This is a genomic window from Paenibacillus sp. MMO-177, from assembly GCF_037147795.1.
Taxonomy (GTDB): Bacteria; Bacillota; Bacilli; order Paenibacillales; family Paenibacillaceae; genus Pristimantibacillus.
On sequence record NZ_JBBCUR010000018.1, the window covers coordinates 46,472 to 63,397 of the forward strand.

20 protein-coding genes, 1 tRNA gene and 1 rRNA gene are annotated in these 16,926 nt (G+C 49.5%); 3 read left to right on the top strand and 19 right to left on the bottom strand.

The window, feature by feature from the left end; genetic code table 11:
• Positions 1-5: 5 nt before the first annotated feature.
• Positions 6-716 (top strand): DUF421 domain-containing protein, encoded by a 711-nt coding sequence (locus WFK81_RS29670; protein WP_336790905.1) that lies wholly within the window; start codon positions 6-8, stop codon positions 714-716.
• A gap of 47 nt (positions 717-763) precedes the next feature.
• On the opposite strand, the gene WFK81_RS29675 is transcribed toward WFK81_RS29670, so the two are convergent.
• Together WFK81_RS29675 and WFK81_RS29680 are read right to left on the bottom strand one after the other, a co-directional pair.
• Complete coding sequence (locus WFK81_RS29675; RefSeq protein WP_336790906.1) at positions 764-1,009, bottom strand: DUF2642 domain-containing protein; 246 nt, start codon at positions 1,007-1,009, stop codon at positions 764-766.
• Between the two features lie 179 nt (positions 1,010-1,188).
• A complete protein-coding gene (locus WFK81_RS29680) occupies positions 1,189-1,914 on the bottom strand; it encodes an MBL fold metallo-hydrolase (protein ID WP_336790908.1) in 726 nt (241 codons plus the stop codon).
• Positions 1,915-2,053: 139 nt separating this feature from the next.
• Between WFK81_RS29680 and WFK81_RS29685 the strand changes: the two genes are divergently transcribed.
• Both WFK81_RS29685 and WFK81_RS29690 read left to right on the top strand, forming a co-directional pair.
• Positions 2,054-2,317: a hypothetical protein gene (locus WFK81_RS29685; protein ID WP_336790909.1), complete on the top strand. Its 264-nt coding sequence runs from the start codon at positions 2,054-2,056 to the stop codon at positions 2,315-2,317.
• A 375-nt stretch (positions 2,318-2,692) separates the two neighbouring features.
• The gene (locus WFK81_RS29690) at positions 2,693-3,211 is read left to right on the top strand and encodes a DinB family protein (RefSeq protein WP_336790910.1); all 519 of its coding nucleotides are present in this window, start codon (positions 2,693-2,695) and stop codon (positions 3,209-3,211) included.
• Here the strand turns inward: WFK81_RS29690 and WFK81_RS29695 are convergent, their stop codons facing one another.
• The 17 genes from WFK81_RS29695 to rrf all read right to left on the bottom strand — a co-directional run.
• Complete coding sequence (locus WFK81_RS29695) at positions 3,212-3,874, bottom strand: methionine ABC transporter permease (RefSeq protein ID WP_336790912.1); 663 nt, start codon at positions 3,872-3,874, stop codon at positions 3,212-3,214. It abuts the gene before it with no gap.
• On the bottom strand, positions 3,867-4,649 hold the full coding sequence (locus WFK81_RS29700) for a methionine ABC transporter ATP-binding protein (protein WP_336790913.1): 783 nt from the start codon (positions 4,647-4,649) through the stop codon (positions 3,867-3,869). The genes WFK81_RS29695 and WFK81_RS29700 overlap by 8 nt, the downstream gene beginning before the upstream one ends.
• Before the next feature lie 104 nt (positions 4,650-4,753).
• Positions 4,754-5,521 (bottom strand): glycosyltransferase family 2 protein, encoded by a 768-nt coding sequence (locus WFK81_RS29705; RefSeq protein WP_336790915.1) that lies wholly within the window; start codon positions 5,519-5,521, stop codon positions 4,754-4,756.
• A 251-nt stretch (positions 5,522-5,772) separates the two neighbouring features.
• The gene (locus WFK81_RS29710; RefSeq protein WP_442956111.1) at positions 5,773-6,204 is read right to left on the bottom strand and encodes a NucA/NucB deoxyribonuclease domain-containing protein; all 432 of its coding nucleotides are present in this window, start codon (positions 6,202-6,204) and stop codon (positions 5,773-5,775) included.
• 42 nt (positions 6,205-6,246) lie between these two features.
• Positions 6,247-6,972 carry a DsbA family oxidoreductase gene (locus WFK81_RS29715; protein WP_336790917.1) on the bottom strand — a complete coding sequence of 242 codons (726 nt, stop codon included), beginning with the start codon at positions 6,970-6,972 and terminating at the stop codon, positions 6,247-6,249.
• Positions 6,973-6,995: 23 nt separating this feature from the next.
• Positions 6,996-8,054 carry a hypothetical protein gene (locus WFK81_RS29720; RefSeq protein ID WP_336790919.1) on the bottom strand — a complete coding sequence of 353 codons (1,059 nt, stop codon included), beginning with the start codon at positions 8,052-8,054 and terminating at the stop codon, positions 6,996-6,998.
• A gap of 127 nt (positions 8,055-8,181) precedes the next feature.
• Complete coding sequence (locus WFK81_RS29725; protein WP_336790921.1) at positions 8,182-8,334, bottom strand: small acid-soluble spore protein P; 153 nt, start codon at positions 8,332-8,334, stop codon at positions 8,182-8,184.
• A 23-nt stretch (positions 8,335-8,357) separates the two neighbouring features.
• Positions 8,358-8,534: a hypothetical protein gene (locus tag WFK81_RS29730; protein ID WP_336790922.1), complete on the bottom strand. Its 177-nt coding sequence runs from the start codon at positions 8,532-8,534 to the stop codon at positions 8,358-8,360.
• 12 nt (positions 8,535-8,546) lie between these two features.
• Positions 8,547-8,891, bottom strand: a complete 345-nt coding sequence (locus tag WFK81_RS29735) for a hypothetical protein (protein WP_336790924.1) — start codon at positions 8,889-8,891, stop codon at positions 8,547-8,549.
• Between the two features lie 260 nt (positions 8,892-9,151).
• A tRNA-Ser gene (locus WFK81_RS29740) sits at positions 9,152-9,240 on the bottom strand.
• Positions 9,241-9,319: 79 nt separating this feature from the next.
• The gene (gene serS, locus WFK81_RS29745) at positions 9,320-10,603 is read right to left on the bottom strand and encodes a serine--tRNA ligase (RefSeq protein WP_336790926.1); all 1,284 of its coding nucleotides are present in this window, start codon (positions 10,601-10,603) and stop codon (positions 9,320-9,322) included.
• A gap of 36 nt (positions 10,604-10,639) precedes the next feature.
• Positions 10,640-11,227, bottom strand: coding sequence for a pyridoxal 5'-phosphate synthase glutaminase subunit PdxT (pdxT, locus tag WFK81_RS29750; protein WP_336790928.1), 588 nt, complete (start codon positions 11,225-11,227; stop codon positions 10,640-10,642).
• Between the two features lie 32 nt (positions 11,228-11,259).
• Positions 11,260-12,141 (bottom strand): pyridoxal 5'-phosphate synthase lyase subunit PdxS, encoded by an 882-nt coding sequence (gene pdxS / locus WFK81_RS29755; protein ID WP_127497766.1) that lies wholly within the window; start codon positions 12,139-12,141, stop codon positions 11,260-11,262.
• Positions 12,142-12,319: 178 nt separating this feature from the next.
• Positions 12,320-13,522 (bottom strand): D-alanyl-D-alanine carboxypeptidase family protein, encoded by a 1,203-nt coding sequence (locus WFK81_RS29760; RefSeq protein ID WP_336790930.1) that lies wholly within the window; start codon positions 13,520-13,522, stop codon positions 12,320-12,322.
• Positions 13,523-13,891: 369 nt separating this feature from the next.
• Positions 13,892-15,349: an IMP dehydrogenase gene (gene guaB / locus WFK81_RS29765; RefSeq protein ID WP_336790932.1), complete on the bottom strand. Its 1,458-nt coding sequence runs from the start codon at positions 15,347-15,349 to the stop codon at positions 13,892-13,894.
• 166 nt (positions 15,350-15,515) lie between these two features.
• Complete coding sequence (locus WFK81_RS29770; protein WP_336790934.1) at positions 15,516-16,697, bottom strand: GNAT family N-acetyltransferase; 1,182 nt, start codon at positions 16,695-16,697, stop codon at positions 15,516-15,518.
• 124 nt (positions 16,698-16,821) lie between these two features.
• Positions 16,822-16,926: ribosomal RNA gene (rrf, locus tag WFK81_RS29775) — 5S ribosomal RNA — on the bottom strand; the annotation flags it as partial.

The following is a 16,926-nucleotide window of genomic DNA, read 5'->3' on the forward strand; positions in this document are numbered from 1 at the left end:
ATGGTATGGAGCAAATTATTTATACTGTTTTAAGAACAGTCTTGGCTTTTTTCATCATGATGCTTATTGCCCGCATACTCGGAAAATCAACAATCTCCCAGATGACCTATCATGATTTTGTAGCAGCGATTACGCTGGGTGCTTTTACGGCAAATCTCGCTTTTAATACTAAAGTAGATTTCTGGCAAATGCTTTCTGCACTTATTACATTTGGCGGAATCGCTTATTTGCTTATGGTTATTGCCCTGCGAAGCCGACCGCTTCGCAAATGGATTTCCGGCCAGCCGACGATTCTTATACAAGACGGAAAAATATTGGAAAACAATATGCGAAAATTGAAAATTACTTTAGATACGTTAAATCAGGAATTAAGGGAAAAAAATATATTTAATATCGAAGAAGTCCACTATGCGGTACTCGAACTGAACGGGAAAGTTTCTGTTCTGCGAAAATCAGATTATTTGCCTGTGATTCATAAGGATATGAACATACCTGCCGGCGCAAAACCGTCATTCCCGATCGAGCTTATCATGGACGGCAAGATTATTGACAACAACTTGCAGCAGAACGGCATTACAAAAGAATGGCTCGTATCGCAGGCGAAAACAAAAGGATTGTCACTTCAATCGGTCAATTATGCCGTAAAAAGCTCGAACGGACATTTATACTTCGATTCCTATGAAGACCGGGTTCATAATCCGGTTGACGAGGAATAAGGTTATTGCGTTAAAGAGGGGACTGCTTGCAGCAGTCCCTCTAATCTTTATAACGGCATCGTCCATACAATCTCAGCGATTCGCACGCATGCTTGCCGGGTGTGCAATTGCAAAAGTACATGATCAGGTTTTACGTCAATGATGGTTCCTTCAAGCGCGCCTCGCGTTGTCTCAAATAATACGCAGCGGCCGATTAATCGGCTGAGCGCTTCCACCACGTAAGGATCAACGGAAGATACCATTTGTATTTGACTTGGATTTATTTGCGCTGGGCTGACCTTGCTTGGTTGCATATAACTTGGTTGGTACAAATTATTCACTCCTTGAGTTATAGGTTCGAACACATCATATTCAAATGCCTAAGTATGGGAGTGGGCGGGTACAAGGGTCTATTGCGTTTTATTAAACTCACAATAAAACAGCGCGCAAATTGCCCTGAGGCATTTGCGCGCTGATATAGATACTACCTTTGTTAAATGCCTGACGTCAACGCGGCGATTCGGCCCTGTACATCGCCTTTAAACACTCCGCCATGATAGCAGATTACCGTTTCAATATCGAAGTCCTTAAGCTTCTTCAACGACTGCAGCGCGGTTGCCATATCAGGCGTTACCGCTTCTCTTGGGCCATTCAATTCCCCGTTCGCCACAACCATCGCGTCGCCCGCAATCAGTGTCTTGCTTGGCTGATGATAAAGGCTCACATGACCCGGCGTATGGCCTGGCGTATGAATAACCGTAATTCCTCCGCCAAACGGCAGGTTCTCTCCATCTGTCATGGTCCGATCTACGTTTGCGCCCGTAGGATTAATGAAAGTTGCTTCGAACTGGCTGCGGGCGGCCTCAGGCAGCGCTCCAAGCAAAGCAGCCAGCCTTTCCGGCGATGCCTTGAGCATCGGCTTCTTGCCATCGATAACCGCCCGGTCGTCCTCATGCGCGTAGACGACAAGCTCAGGATTGTCCGCTTTGAAGCCCGGAAGCCCTCCAATATGGTCGATATCCTGATGAGTCAGAAGGATGGTGTTTAATTTCTGTTCTCCAATGCCCGCCTGCTTGGCAAGCTCTATAATTGTTGGGGCCGAACCCGGCATGCCTGTGTCGACAAGCACCCATTCCTCCTTGTCGAACAAAACCGTCGGGCAGATGGTCATCGGTCCCAAATCAAGCTCCAACATCTCAATACCTTCTGCAATCCGCATAGCACTGCCTCCATTTCAAATGAACTTTCAACATACGAATAGAGTATAGATCTCCCCGCAGCCGCGCGTCAAATCGCCATTGCCCATGGTATACTGATTGTAAATATCATCCAAATTCATTCTGCCATGGAGGTTCAACATGATTGTCGTATTGATTATATTCGGATTAATAGTTGCCTTTTTCGCCTACTGGATCCTGCATGAAGTTATCCAAAGCGCCATCGACAATTCCACAATGGCAAGAAACATTCAGGAAATCCGGGATCATCTGGTCGGTAAACCGTCCGAGCCGCAGATAGCGAGCGATGAGGACCATGAGAATTGCCCGGGCTGCGGACACCTCGTTCATAAGTCAGATAAGGTGTGCGCCATTTGCGGATTGGCGTTAAGGGACGGGGATTAGCGGATTTACAATTTATTTACGAGTCGTGCATAACAATGGCTCAACCCGACCATAATACTTGTGACGGTGTAAGTGAGGTGTGGTTCAATTGGACTATTTGGTGCAAGAACTGCTGAGGGATCTTAACTAGCCACTTATAACGATGGAAGCGAGGGGTTGTGCCGCAGAGTACATCCAACCGCGTGCTTAATACGTTCCGCCCTAACGGTTCGTGAGTAAGCCGCGCCCGAGTGATCAATACGTGAAGTGTGATATGTAAAGTCTCGTTCAAACAACACACCGTCGGAAGAGGGGCCTGTAAAAGGGCTCCTCTTTTCTATTGAAATCATCCACCGCAGGAGGTATACTCCAATTAATTTCAAGGAGGTGCCATTTATGCTCGAACGTCCGCAAGCAGGCGAATATAACGATTTTTTTACCCGTTACATTGGCCTGGCTCCAGAAGGAAACTTAATTACGCTGCTGGAAGAGCAGCAGGCGGAGACGAATCGTATCTTCTCCGGGCTATCCGAAGACCAAGCCGATTATCGCTATGCCGAAGGCAAGTGGTCGCTAAAGGAAGTTCTGGGTCACGTGACCGATACGGAGCGCATTATGAGCTATCGTCTGCTCCGCATTGCAAGAGGGGACCAAACCCCGCTCCCGGGCTTTGACCAAGATGCTTATATGGAAGGCAACCCCTTTGACGGCCTTGCCGTTACAGATCTTCTCGACAATTATAATGCCGTGCGCCAAGCGACGATTGTTCTGCTTAAGCAGCTGCCGGCAGAAGCTTATACCCGCTCCGGCATTGCCAATCAATCGCCATTAACAGCGCGCTCAATAGCTTATATTATGTATGGCCATGAACGGAATCATTTGACGATAATTCAAGAACGTTATTTGAACAGCTGATTATTTGCGCTTATCCAGCCGGGAGGCAGCGAAGCTACCTATCCATTGGACAAGTTGAACGATAACAACCAGAATAACGATACACGCAGCCATTACCCCGGTATCAAACCGCTGATAGCCATAGCGGATCGCGAGATCACCGATGCCTCCGCCCCCGACGGTACCTGCCGCAGCCGAATACGAGATAAAGCTGATGATCGTTACCGTAAGGCCGGATACCAGTCCCGGGCGGGCTTCGGACAACAGAACCCCCCATATGATATGCTTCATCGGCGCTCCCGAGGCTACAGCAGCCTCAATAATCCCTTTGGGCACATCCCGCAAGCTTTGCTCCACCAGCCGCGCATAGAACGGAATAGCCGCTACGGACAATGATACGGAAGCTGCAAGCGGACCAATTGCGGTACCTACAATCATCCTGGCGAATGGAATTAAGGCTACGAGCAGAATAAGGAATGGAAAAGAGCGCACCAGATTCACCGCATAACTGACAATTCCGTATAACGGGCGGTTAGCCTTTAGATGACCGGGTGCCGTCAGGAACAGGAGTATGCCGATTGGCAGGCCGATGAGAACGGCGGCCGCAACCGAGATGGAGACCATCGTGAAGGTCTGCTGGATCCCTTTGATCATCTCTGATTTTAATGCCAGAACACTATCCATGATAACCTTCCTCTCTCTGCCAAACGGAAGAGGAAGGCCCCTCGGCGGCATCGAACAAAAACCGTCCTAGCGGCGTTACCGGCTTAACGCCCGAAAGATTCATATCCAGCCGCTCCGTTATCTGCCCATTCTCCATGACCGCAATATGGCTGCACAATCGCTTGGCCACCTGAATCTCATGCGTCACCAGCATAATCGTCACCTGGAACTCGCGGTTGATTTTCTCCAGAAACTCCAGGATCGACAAGGTCGTAACCGGATCCAGCGCCGAAGTCGGCTCATCGCACAGCAATACCTTCGGATTATTCGCTAGAGCTCTGGCGATCGCCACCCGCTGCTTCTGTCCGCCGCTCAGCTGCGCCGGATACTGCTTTGCTTTATCCGCCAGCCCAACAATCTCAAGGCACTCTTCCACTCTTCTCTTCCGCTCCCTCGAAGGCAGCTTCGCGGCTTTCAGTACGAATTCCACATTGGCCGCACAAGTCTCGTTGCTTAGCAGATTATAATGTTGAAAAATCATTCCGATCGATCGTCTGGCCTGCCGCAATTCTCCTGCTCTCAGACCCGTAAGCTCTTGTCCATCTATATAAACCTCGCCGGCAGTTGGCATCTCGAGCAGATTGGCCATACGAAGCAGAGTCGATTTGCCCGCTCCGCTAAACCCGATTATCCCTTGAATGTGCCCCTTCTCTATATGCAGCGAAGTAGGCTTGACCGCTTCCACCCACTGTCTGCCGGCTTTGTAGCGTTTCCTGACTTCTTTAAACGTGATCATCGCTTTCTCCTACTTATCTCCGTGAATTTGCCCTAATGGTAGCAAACTTGGGCAGACAAGAGCAAGCTAAGCCTCTCATGCAAGAGGCTTAGCTGTCCAGCGCCTTATCGAGCATTGGAATAGGGCCGCTGAAGCCCCATTCCGCGAAGCTGCTGCATAGTGCGGTTCACATGCCTCCGGTAATTAGCGGTTCTGGTTATAACAGCGCCTTTCGAACGCAGCAAATGCTGATCTGTAATCTTCCATGTGTGAGAGCTTCGATCCGCTCTTCGCATTGCCGCGAAGTTGTACCGCGATGTCGTATAGATGCGGAACTTATGTTCGAGCGCCCTCTTAAGAAACCGTACATCCGACCCCTGACGAACCTCGGTGTTAAAAGATATCTTATCCATTACCCGCTTGTGAAACATAATGGTCGCCCCGGCAACCCTGCTCACCGGCGTATACCAGGATCTTCCCCTTCTTCGCAGCAGTAAGGTTGTGCGATGCGGGAAATAATAATAGATTTCCAGCTTCCCGACAATATCCGCTTTACTGGTCTGGAACGTCGACATGGCCTCAGAGATATAATGGGGTCCATAATAATCATCGTCGTCGAATTTGGCGATGTAGTCGTACTTGGCCATCGAAGCCGCATAATTGAGGCAGGCACCAAGCTTTGAGCTTTCCGGCATCCGGAAGACCCTCACATTCGGGAAAAGTTTGGCCTTATTCTGATATCGTTGAAGCCCGGCACTATCTTTATTGACTATAATGATAAGCTCTTTGTTTACCCAATCCTGCCGGGCGTAGTTTTGGAATAATTGATTGATATGCTTAGGGCGCATGGTAGATGTAATGATCGTGACGCCTCTTGCGTCTGCAGCGCTCATCGCTTTCGCAACCTCCTATTAATGTTGTGAAAATGGACCACGTAACTGGCATCGATCATGACTCCAGAAAACGGCGCCGATACCGTTATTATATGCGTACCTGCCCCATTATCGTCGGACAACAGCCCTGATTTATCATTCTTAACCGATACTTGCAGAAGACTCTTCCTGCTCACTACTCACCCCGGCACCCGCTACTGAGAAAATAGGCCTTTGCAGACGCGGCAGACGCGCTTGCAAAGGCCTATTCCTTACTTCACTATAAATTCCACCCGGGTTCCGTCCGGGAACGTATCCAGCTGATTGCTTACCCAAGCCCCCGCCCCGCGGTTATCGGACGGAGAAATGTACTCGATGTCGGCGCCTTCTCCGCCTTCCTTGCACATGGCCATCGGCCATTCATCCCGGTCATAGCCCTTCTTGGTCGGGATATCCTTCAGAGATTCCTTGCGGTTCTCCTCGGCTTCCTCCCGGTCAATCGTACAGATCTTTGACTCCCCTGAAGCCATTGCTTCGCGGATATGCTTTGCCGTCTCCGGATAACGATCAGCCGGAAACTCCAGCGTGTAATCAATTGTGGTTGAGGCAGGTTTCGAAGATGAAGGCTGCCCCTGCCAATCGTCTAGATGAGGTACGACATAGATCATGATAGCCACGAATAAAATGGCGAGTAGTTTCTTCAAAGACAAGCGACCCCCTGCTGCGATTAGACAAGCCTGATTCGGTTACTTATCGGATTTAGGAGCGCAAACCCCGTCTGCGCAGGCATCATCCGCTCCGTTCGCTTCTGCGTCTCCGCCAATGACGGTAAGCGGTTTGTTTTCCTCCCAAGCCTTCGATACCGCCTGCAGGAATACCTCGCTTGGCTGAGCCCCGGAAACCGCGTATTTGCGGTCAATGACAAAGAACGGCACGCCGCGTACGCCAAGCTGTCCGGCTTCCTGTTCGTTAGAGCGAACTTCCTGCTTATAAGTACCCTCCTCCAGAGCCTTCAGCGCTTCCTCGCGGTCAAGCCCGATTTCGGCGGCCAGGTCGGCCAAAACTTCTTTGCGTCCTAGATGCTTGGAATCCGTGAAATAAGCTTTGAACAGACGCTCCGCCATCTCTTCCCGCTTGCCGTATTTGGCTGCAAAATGAGTCAGCTGATGCGCGTCAAACGTGTTGGTCAGAATCATCGTGTCGAAATGATAATCCAACCCCAGCGTCTTTGCCTGCTGCGTCAGTTGAACGTTATTGGAGATCGCCTGCTGGCGGGACATGCCGTATTTGTTCGACAAATAATCGTATACATCATAACCAATCTCGATAGGAGCGTTTGGATCAAGCTCAAAGCTTCTGAATTCCACCTCTACCTGATCGCCATGCTCGAACTCGTTAAGCGCCTGCTCCAAGCGGCGTTTGCCGATATAACAAAACGGACAAGCAAAATCGGACCATACTTCAATTTTCATAACGCACACCATCCCTTTTTTAATTACAGTCCCAGCGGAAGCTGCAACTGCTTCATTAGATCTTCGAATTTCACGGCATCCGTCGGCAGCTCATAGAGGAACTTCGGATTGCCGTTCAAATCGCCGTATGTCATGTCATAATGAACATTTACTTTAGTTATGCCGCCGTTATCCTTATTTGTCAGCTCAACGTTCACTTTCCCCGCCTGATACGCCAGCATCTTATCCTTATTAATGGCGCCGGTAACAGACAGCTCGTTGACCTTTACATTTTGGTTCAGATAATCGGTCTTAGCCGCTTTATCTGCCTCCCAGTCGGTTTTCATCTTCTCTACATCTTCCTTGGACTTCTGAATCGCCTGCAAGTAGGTTTCGTTCGAAGCAATAACCGTCAACAATTCCGGAACCATATCATTAACAATCGTCTCAACGGACTGCTTATAATTGTTCTCATCCATCTTGAACTGGACGACTTGATCGGCTTTTACATCATCCGGCACGCCGGCATCCTTGGCCTTCACGCTCTTGAAATAGGTTTTCTCGTCAAAATGTTTGAGTACGACCGCGCCAACCTCTTGTACCAGTTGCTGCTGAGCTGCGGCATCCAGCGTTGTTGCCGCTGCCCCTTGCTGCTGCGCCAACGCCTTCAAATCCAATACAACGAATTTACCCGCTGCGGATTCGGGAAGCTGAAGCATTGGCAACGCCGGCAGCTTCATGTACAGCTTCTCATCCGTCATAATCATCGGGATCGTAATGGTTGTACCGGATAATTGAAGATTCAACTCCATATCCGTACGCTTGGGCTCCTTCGCATAGACCATCTTAATATCCAGCTTAGCGCCTTTCATCATACCTGCGATAACCGTAGTCATATCCATTCCGCTTTGTGCCTTACTTGCGGGCAATTCAAGATTATCTATGCCAAGAGACATTTTAGCGGAGTAACTGTCTAGCTTTTCCATATTTTTCATTGCATCCTGAAGAGCCTGCTTAGGCGGTGCATCGCCGGAGCTGCAGCCTGCAATAATGAATAGAACAGCAATAAGTCCAAGATAAGCCAAATGCCGTACATTTTTCAAATCCGTTCGTCCCCCTTTTTGAACAATACCTTCATTCTATAACATCACCCCGCCATTTAGAAGATAAATGCAGCAAAATCCCGTTCCAGCAGACTGGAACGGGATTTTATCAATCGATTTATGAAGTTTACGAACCCTCGGGGTTATTATGCCGAACATGATTTCTTTGTTTCACCTTTTTGGAACCGGAAAGGGGCTCTTGCTGTTGTCCTCGGCTGCGTTGCTGTCTGCCGCCGTTTTCCTGTCCTTCCTGAACCGGATAAGAATCGGGTTTGCTCATTTTAACGCCTCCTATATTGAAGGTTAACTGCGCTGATGATGCAAGTCTGTCGGCTGATCATGATTAAGCGCGTCTTGATGGCGCCGGTCATTCACATCTTGATTGATCTGCTGAGCCTGATGGCTATTCACCGGCGTTAGAGCCAGATCGTCAACTACGTTCGACAGATTTTTGTCGAGTGAGCCTTTTGCTTTCGTCATGGACGGTCCCTCCTACGCGTGTGTCAGCTGATGAAGGGCTTGTGCGCATTCATGCAGGTGACGAGTGTAGTCCTGAATTAATTGCTGCATCGGATCTGTACGTTCATCAATGGAAACTTTATTTTTATCCACATCAACCACTTCGACCTTCACTTCGCGGCTATCTACATAACAAACCTTGAAGTCGAAGGAGTAAGCCTGGTGTCCTGCCGTACGAATGGTGACGCGGAGTGCGTTAGGATCCGACTCATCGGCGAGAACCTCGCAATTGTCCGCATCCTTGATCCATTCCGGCAAGGTACGCTGCCATGCGGCTACAAGTTGATTCTGATCAATTTGAAGCTTATCATTAGCCATTTGTAAAAGCACCTCCACAACCTATAAGATGCGGCAATGCGATTCGAATTATTCGGCAGCGGCTATTCACCTTATCCACAGACTTATCCACATATTCTCCCCTTTATTCACAACGCTGTGCATAAGGCTCCGAACGACTTTATTCACAGGTTTACAACCGGCGTCGAACATGTTATCCCCAAGCGGTCCGAACCCAAAAAAACAAAAAACGCCCGAGACAAACGTCTCGGACGTACCTTTATGTATGCTTTAAATAAAACTGGCGGAGAGGGTGGGACTCGAACCCACGTGGGCTTGCACCCTAACGGTTTTCAAGACCGCCCCGTTATGACCGCTTCGGTACCTCTCCATATAAAGAACTGACAAATGTTATTGTACCACAGGCCAAAAACCAGAATCAACTGCATTTTTGGCCCATGGTAAATTATTTAAGCACGCGGGCTGATTTTTTCCAGACCACCCATGTAAGGGCGAAGTACTTCCGGAACGACAATCGTTCCGTCTGCTTGCTGATAGTTCTCCAGAATAGCTGCAAACGTACGGCCTACAGCAAGACCCGAGCCATTCAGCGTATGCACGAACTCCGGCTTGCTCTTCGCTTCGCGGCGGAAACGGATGCCTGCGCGGCGTGCCTGGAAGTCCTCTACGTTGGAGCAAGACGAAATCTCGCGGTAGGTGCCTGCGCTAGGCAGCCATACTTCAAGATCGTAGGTCTTAGCCGCCGTAAAGCCCATATCGCCCGTGCAGAGCGTCAGAACACGGTACGGCAGACCAAGCAGCTGCAGCACTTTCTCCGCATCAGCCGTCATTTTCTCCAGCTCATCATAAGACTCTTCCGGCTTCGCCAGCTTGATCAGCTCGACTTTGTTGAACTGATGCTGACGGATCAGACCGCGCGTATCGCGGCCGGCAGCACCAGCCTCCGAGCGGAAGCACGAGCTGTAAGCGACGAAATGCTTCGGCAGCTCATCGATCGACAGAATTTCCTCCCGGTGAAGGTTCGTTACCGGAACTTCAGCCGTCGGAATAAGGAAGTAGTCCGAATCGCTGATCTTGAACAGATCCTCTTCAAACTTCGGAAGCTGGCCTGTACCGATCAAGCTATCGCGGTTAACAAGGTAAGGCGGCAGTACTTCTTCGTAGCCATGCTGGTCGCTGTGCAGGTCCATCATGAAGCTGATCAGAGCACGCTCCAGACGCGCGCCCAGACCACGGTAGAAGGTAAAGCGCGAGCCCGTTACTTTGCCTGCGCGCTCGAAGTCGAGGATGCCCAGATCCTGCGCAAGATCCCAGTGTGCCTTCGGGTCGAAGTCAAACGTCGTCTGCTCGCCAATACGGCGGATCTCGACGTTGTCTTCTTCCGAAGAGCCAACCGGCACGCTCTCATGAGGCAGGTTCGGAATAGCAAGCATCAGCTCTTCCACTTGTGCTTCAACGGTGCGAATCTCCTCATCCAGCTCTTTAATCCGGTCACCCACTTCGCGCATTTCGATAATGAGCGCTTCAGCGTCTCCGCCGGATTTCTTCAGCTTCGCCACTTCCTGGGATACTGTATTACGGCGGGTTTTCAAATTATCTGTTTCAACGAGCAGAGCGCGGCGCTTAACATCCAGCTCCGGAAAACCGGAAATAAGGTCGAGTGAAGCGTTGCGGTTCTTCAGCGCCTTCTCCACCTGCTCATATTCGTTACGTAGCCATTTCACGTCCAACACGACAGTTGACCCCTCTCTAATGCTTTGCGAAGTATTTTACTTCGCCGTTGTTTTAGCCGCTTCTTTCACCATGTCGACAAAATAAGCATGCAGACGGTAATCGTCCGTGAGCTCCGGATGGAAGGAGCACGCAAGCAGATGCCCTTGTCTTGCGGCAACAATCTCATCGTTGTATACGGACAATACTTCAACGCTGCTGCCAACTTCTTTAATGAGAGGAGCGCGGATGAACACCGCACGGATCGGTTCATCGATTCCTTGAATCGGAAGATCCGTCTCGAAGCTTTCACGCTGACGGCCGAAGGCGTTACGCGCGACAACCATATCCATCAGCTGCAGATGCGCATCGTCCTGACCTTCAATTTTGTTCGCCAAAATAATAAGACCGGCACAGGTTCCGAATAACGGCTTGCCTTGCTTCGAGAACTCCTGGAGAGCTTCGAGGAAGTCGTACTTGCGGATCAGCTTGCCGATTGTTGTGCTTTCGCCGCCTGGAATGACGATACCGTCGAGCTCAGCAAGCTCTTCAATTCGTTTAACGGCGACCGCTTCCGCGCCCGCCGCCTCCAAACTGCGTATATGCTCTGCTACTGCGCCTTGAAGCGCCAGTACACCAATTTTCATAAGCCTACACGCCTTTCTATAGATACCGCTTCTTACAGACCGCGGTCTTGCATACGCTCAGCTGCTTGCAGCTTCGAAATTTCAATGCCTTTCATCGGAGTGCCCAAGTTTTTGGATACTTCCGCGATCAGTTTGTAATCTTTGTAATGCGTTGTAGCTTCAACGATTGCGCGAGCGAATTTCTCCGGGCTATCCGATTTGAAGATACCGGAGCCTACGAATACGCCGTCAGCGCCCAGTTCCATCATAAGTGCCGCGTCGGATGGAGTTGCAACGCCGCCTGCCGCAAAGTTAACGACCGGCAGTTTGCCGCTCTCATGAACTTGCAGAAGCAGATCGTAAGGAACGCCCAGAACTTTTGCTTCGTTGTACAGCTCGTCCTTGGACAGATTTTGTACTTTGCGGATTTGACCGTTGATCAAGCGAAGGTGACGAACTGCCTCAACGATGTTGCCCGTTCCCGGCTCGCCTTTTGTGCGGAGCATAGCCGCGCCTTCTTGGATACGGCGAAGAGCCTCACCCAGATCCTTCGCGCCGCATACGAAAGGTACAGTGAATTCGTTCTTGCTGATATGGAATACTTCGTCCGCAGGAGTCAGTACTTCGGATTCGTCGATGTAGTCAACGCCCATCGATTCGAGGACGCGTGCTTCTACGATATGACCGATACGGGCTTTCGCCATAACCGGAATCGATACCACTTTCATAACTTCTTCTACGATCGTAGGGTCAGCCATGCGGGCTACGCCGCCTGCTGCACGAATATCAGAAGGTACGCGTTCCAGTGCCATAACGGCAGTTGCGCCTGCTGCTTCCGCAATTTTCGCTTGCTCGGCGTTCATAACGTCCATAATGACGCCGCCTTTTTGCATTTCTGCCATACCGCGTTTTACGCGCGAAGTACCTGTTTCCATGCTTAGAAATCCTCCTTAAAATGGAGCGCAGCCCTCGCTAAGAGGGCTAAACGCTTAATCGCTTATTTAGGTTGAAGCTCGCCGCTTACTCTAACCATTTATTTTACAGGAAGGGCCATTAATCGACAACCCTTGATTTGCCTTGCCTGCCACGCTTTAGAGCATATCCGGCGCTAGATTAGAACAAATTGACGATACCGTTGAACAGACCGGAGAAGAAGCCTCCGATTCCGCGGAACATCAGGGCGAACCAGCTCGCCTTTTTCACATCTTTGCTGGCAATCAGATTAACCGTTTTCTCCAGCGCTTTGCCTTGGTCATCGGTATATTTGTACGTTGCCGTACCTACGACTTGACCGGCTTTAATCGGAGCGACAAGCTCTTCGGGTTTCTTAAGCTCGTAGCCGGTAAGCTCGACCTTCGGATCCGTGCCTTTTTTCACAATAAGAGAAATATCGGATTCGGTAATGATCGGAACCGATTTTTTCACACCTTTTTTAATTTTAACCGATTCTGCTTTTTCTACCACGGATTTTGCCGGAATAACCGTTTTCTTCTCCAAGGAGTTAAAAGCATAGTTGTACAGCTTAGCCGTTTCGTTAAAACGCGCTTCCTTCGACTTTGTGTTCATAACAACGCTGATATAACGCTGGTCACCGCGCTTAACGGTACCCGTAAACGTATAACCCGCAGCGGAGATGTAACCTGTTTTCATGCCGTCAACACCGTCATAGGCAAAAGCTTTCAGATAAGTGTTGCTCTTGTTGGAAGCAAGCATCCAGTTAATATTGACGATTGGTTTGGCATCGCGAGGACGGAACTTGTATTCCGTCGTAGACGCATACTCCAGAAACTCGGGATCATTCTTAATAATGATTTGAGCCAGCTTTGCCTGGTCTCTTGCCGAAATCACTGTTGTATCGGCCAAACCGGTTGCGCTTGTATAATGAGCGGAAGTAAGTCCGAGTTTTTGAGCCGTTTCGTTCATTTTTTCCACAAAGCCCTGCTCGCTGCCGCCGATAGCGGAAGCCAAAGCGATTGTCGCATCATTCGCGGAGCCTACGGCCATAGCCATATAAAGGTCTTTCACCTTATATTGCTCGCCTTGGGCAAGATAAACCTGCGAGCCGTCTTTTGGCGTATTTGCCGCTTCTTCGCTAACCGTGATCATTTGATCCCAGGACAGCGCCTTGCTCTTGATTTGCTCAAGAACGATGTATTCGGTCATCATCTTGGTCATACTTGCAGGAGGACGAGGCTCGTCCGCATTTACTTCATATACAACCTGGCCCGTGTCGGCGTCGATCAAGATGGCTGAACTTAACTCAAGGCCAAGGGAGTTTTCCACCCATTCGCCGCCCGGCGTACCTGCTGCATTCACCGAGGACGTCCCTAATGATAATGCTACTAAACCTGCAACAAACGCTACTACTAGTGACCGTAATCTTACCGGCAATACTTTCAACGCTTTCTCCCCTTTTCATCCCTAAGTCATTTGAATTTCATTGTAACACATGGGATAGGTAGAGTTAAACTGATCTGAAGCGATTCTACTTTCTGGCATAAATAGAGTCGTTTTCTCAGTCTGCTAGCGGTTAAACCTTATTTTCGACTGGCAGTTATGTATATTCCAGGGTACAGATTAAAAAAATCTTATCTATCAAGCTTATCCGCAATATCAAAAAAGCAGACAAGAGACCTAGCCGTATAGTCGCTAAGTCCTTGTCTGCTTTTTCCCGTGGTCGGGTTATTACAGCGAGTAGTTTGGAGCTTCTTTTGTAATTTGAACGTCATGCGGATGGCTCTCGCGAAGGCCGGAGCCTGTAATCCGGATGAATTGCGTATCGTTACGCAGTTCATCAAGATTTTTAGTACCGCAATAGCCCATACCGGAACGAAGACCGCCAAGCAGCTGATGAACGGTGTCAGCAAGAGGACCTTTGAAAGGAACGCGGCCTTCAATACCTTCCGGAACAAGCTTGCTTTCGTTCTCTTGGAAGTAACGGTCTTTACTGCCTTCTTTCATTGCGCCAAGCGAGCCCATGCCGCGATATACTTTAAAGCTGCGGCCTTGGAAAATTTCCGTTTCGCCAGGGCTTTCAGCAGTACCCGCGAACAAGCTGCCGATCATAATCGCGCTTGCGCCTGCAGCAATTGCTTTTGTAATGTCACCGGAATATTTGATGCCGCCGTCTGCAATGACTGGCACATTGTATTCACGAGCTACAGTTGCGCAATCGTAGATAGCGGTAATTTGAGGTACGCCGATACCCGCGATAACGCGTGTCGTACAGATCGAACCAGGACCGATACCGACCTTAACGACCGATGCGCCTGCTTCAATCAGATCACGAGTCGCTTCGCCTGTTGCAACGTTACCCGCGATGATTGTCAATTCAGGGTATTTCGCGCGCAGCTTGCGAACCGCTTCGATAATGTTAATATGATGGCCGTGCGCCGAATCAACAACCAGAACGTCAATGCCTGCTTGTACAAGCGCGTCCGCACGGTCGCCCGTATCTTTGCCGATACCTACAGCAGCGCCGCAGAGAAGACGTCCATGCTTATCTTTAGCCGCATTAGGGAATTGGATTGCTTTTTCAATATCTTTAATCGTAATGAGACCTTTAAGCGTATTGTTCTCGTCAACGAGTGGAAGCTTCTCGATTTTGTGCTTTTGAAGAAGAACTTCAGCTTCTTGCAAAGTCGTGCCCACAGGTGCTGTAACGAGATCCGTACGAGTCATCACTTCGTTAATTTTAATCGAGTAGTCATGAACAAAACGAAGGTCGCGGTTTGTCAGAATACCAACCAGCTTTTGTTCAGCATCTACGATCGGCACGCCGGAAATACGGTATTTGCCCATCAGCTCTTCTGCATCATAAACATGATGATCAGGAGTCAGCGAGAATGGGTTCGTAATGACTCCGCTCTCCGAACGTTTTACACGGTCAACTTCTTCTGCTTGCTGCGCTACCGACATATTTTTGTGAATAATGCCGATACCGCCCTCACGAGCTATAGCAATCGCCAAAGCCGACTCGGTAACAGTGTCCATCCCTGCACTGATCAGCGGAATGTTCAGCTTAATGCCTTCGCTAAGTTTTGTAGATACGTCCGATTCACGAGGCAACACGACAGATTTCCGCGGTACGAGCAGTACATCATCGAATGTCAGGCCTTCTTTGGCGAATTTCGTTTCCCACACGAGTAAGTTCCTCCCTTAATTTTGATACCTCTCACGCATATTATTGCAATATTATCAGAGGGGGTAGGGGCTGTCAAGGATGTTAGGTTTATGAGTGGAACGGTTCCCTTATGCAGGAAAGTAAGGCTTTTTACACCCAATTACAGGTAATCTCGTTGATAGCGTTTTAGAAAAAGTCAGGCAGGAACGTTGTTCGTACCGGAATTCTTCTCTCCAATTGCTCGACCTGTTGACTCTCGCCTTGAATGAGTCCGTAACGAAGCAACTCAGTCGGACGTTTATAACCGGTCAGCATCGCTGCCAGGGATCCGATTCCCGTACGAATGGACTCCTTGTTAGTTTCTCCCGATAAACGCTGTACATTCGTTGTGCCGTCCGTGGCAATGCGAACCTCGAACCGCCCATTGTTCCAAGCGGCATGCTCATCCTGAATGTCGAACAGGAAGGACTCATCGTTGCCTGCCGCAAACGGGTATTCCTTAAGGAATGCCTCCGCATCCACAATCCGCGCCATGAAATACGGCTCGATCTCCTGTTTGATCCGAGGATTATTTAGTAAATAGGCAAGCCCGTCGTCTGTCGCCACTTTAATCTCAAGCCGGTCAATCATAGAGTCATGCTGCCCAAGGAACGACCACAGCGCACTGCGCGCTTCTTCGGTCAAATCAATCAACTCGTGAACGAACAGCACTCTGTTCTTCACCTCATAGATGACATAACCTTGCGCTTGTCCGGCGGTGTCAAAAAAGACGCAGGTCTGCCCCTTCTTCCGCGACGAAATCCTGTAACTCCACCAGGCAACCGAGCGATCCAATGCTCCATTCACTTGCTTGGCATAGGCATTATAGACCGGATTCAACAGCTCATAGCTCTGCTCAACGCGTTTGATCGTTCCGTTATATGGCGCTCTTGCGGGAAGCTGGTTCACATCAATCCGATAAGTCTTAAGATCCGTGTATACCTCCCAGCCAAACTTGCGGTAAAATCCAATCGAGAAAGGATGAAGAAACGATAAGGTCTGCCCTTTCTCTTTCATCTTCTCAAGAGAATGATGCAGCAAATCGGCAACTAAACCCTGACGTCTATACTCAGGCCATGTTGATACCCCTGCAATGCCGCCCATGGCAAATCGCTTGCCTGCGATATAGGTATATAAATCAAGTATGGCCAGCTGAGCCGCAAGCTTCCCATCTATGTAAATCCCCCAGCGGTCCGTTTCCTCGCGTTCAAATCGTTCCCGTGATTCTGCCAGCTTTACAGCCGGAATCTCATATTGAAATGCGAACTGACTTAATTCAATCATATCGTCGAATTGATCCATCGTAAGCAAACGTGTTTCCTTGGTCATAACCAGACTCCTCTCAAATTGGCCTTTAAACATACACATTATGGCATAGCGAGAGGATACTGGGCAATGTTAGAAAACAATAAACGCAAAAAAACCTGCCGCGTAATGCGGCAGGCTCTTCATTGCTTGGCGACGTCCTACTCTCCCAGGACCCTGCGGTCCAAGTACCATCGGCGCTGGAGGGCTTAACGGTCGTGTTCGGTATGGGAACGCGTGGTTCCCCTCCGCC

Coding starts and splice junctions, on each gene's coding strand:
- WFK81_RS29735 (WP_336790924.1), bottom strand. CDS start 8,891: ATGGCTAATGATAAGCTTCAAATTGATCAGAATCAACTTGTAGCCGCA.
- pdxT (WP_336790928.1), bottom strand. CDS start 11,227: ATGAAAATTGGTGTACTGGCGCTTCAAGGCGCAGTAGCAGAGCATATA.
- WFK81_RS29705 (WP_336790915.1), bottom strand. CDS start 5,521: ATGAGCGCTGCAGACGCAAGAGGCGTCACGATCATTACATCTACCATG.
- pdxS (WP_127497766.1), bottom strand. CDS start 12,141: ATGGAAACAGGTACTTCGCGCGTAAAACGCGGTATGGCAGAAATGCAA.
- WFK81_RS29700 (WP_336790913.1), bottom strand. CDS start 4,649: ATGATCACGTTTAAAGAAGTCAGGAAACGCTACAAAGCCGGCAGACAG.
- WFK81_RS29680 (WP_336790908.1), bottom strand. CDS start 1,914: ATGCGGATTGCAGAAGGTATTGAGATGTTGGAGCTTGATTTGGGACCG.
- WFK81_RS29670 (WP_336790905.1), top strand. CDS start 6: ATGGAGCAAATTATTTATACTGTTTTAAGAACAGTCTTGGCTTTTTTC.
- WFK81_RS29675 (WP_336790906.1), bottom strand. CDS start 1,009: ATGCAACCAAGCAAGGTCAGCCCAGCGCAAATAAATCCAAGTCAAATA.
- WFK81_RS29770 (WP_336790934.1), bottom strand. CDS start 16,697: ATGACCAAGGAAACACGTTTGCTTACGATGGATCAATTCGACGATATG.
- WFK81_RS29695 (WP_336790912.1), bottom strand. CDS start 3,874: ATGGATAGTGTTCTGGCATTAAAATCAGAGATGATCAAAGGGATCCAG.
- WFK81_RS29715 (WP_336790917.1), bottom strand. CDS start 6,972: ATGAAAATTGAAGTATGGTCCGATTTTGCTTGTCCGTTTTGTTATATC.
- WFK81_RS29690 (WP_336790910.1), top strand. CDS start 2,693: ATGCTCGAACGTCCGCAAGCAGGCGAATATAACGATTTTTTTACCCGT.
- WFK81_RS29685 (WP_336790909.1), top strand. CDS start 2,054: ATGATTGTCGTATTGATTATATTCGGATTAATAGTTGCCTTTTTCGCC.
- WFK81_RS29730 (WP_336790922.1), bottom strand. CDS start 8,534: ATGACGAAAGCAAAAGGCTCACTCGACAAAAATCTGTCGAACGTAGTT.
- WFK81_RS29725 (WP_336790921.1), bottom strand. CDS start 8,334: ATGAGCAAACCCGATTCTTATCCGGTTCAGGAAGGACAGGAAAACGGC.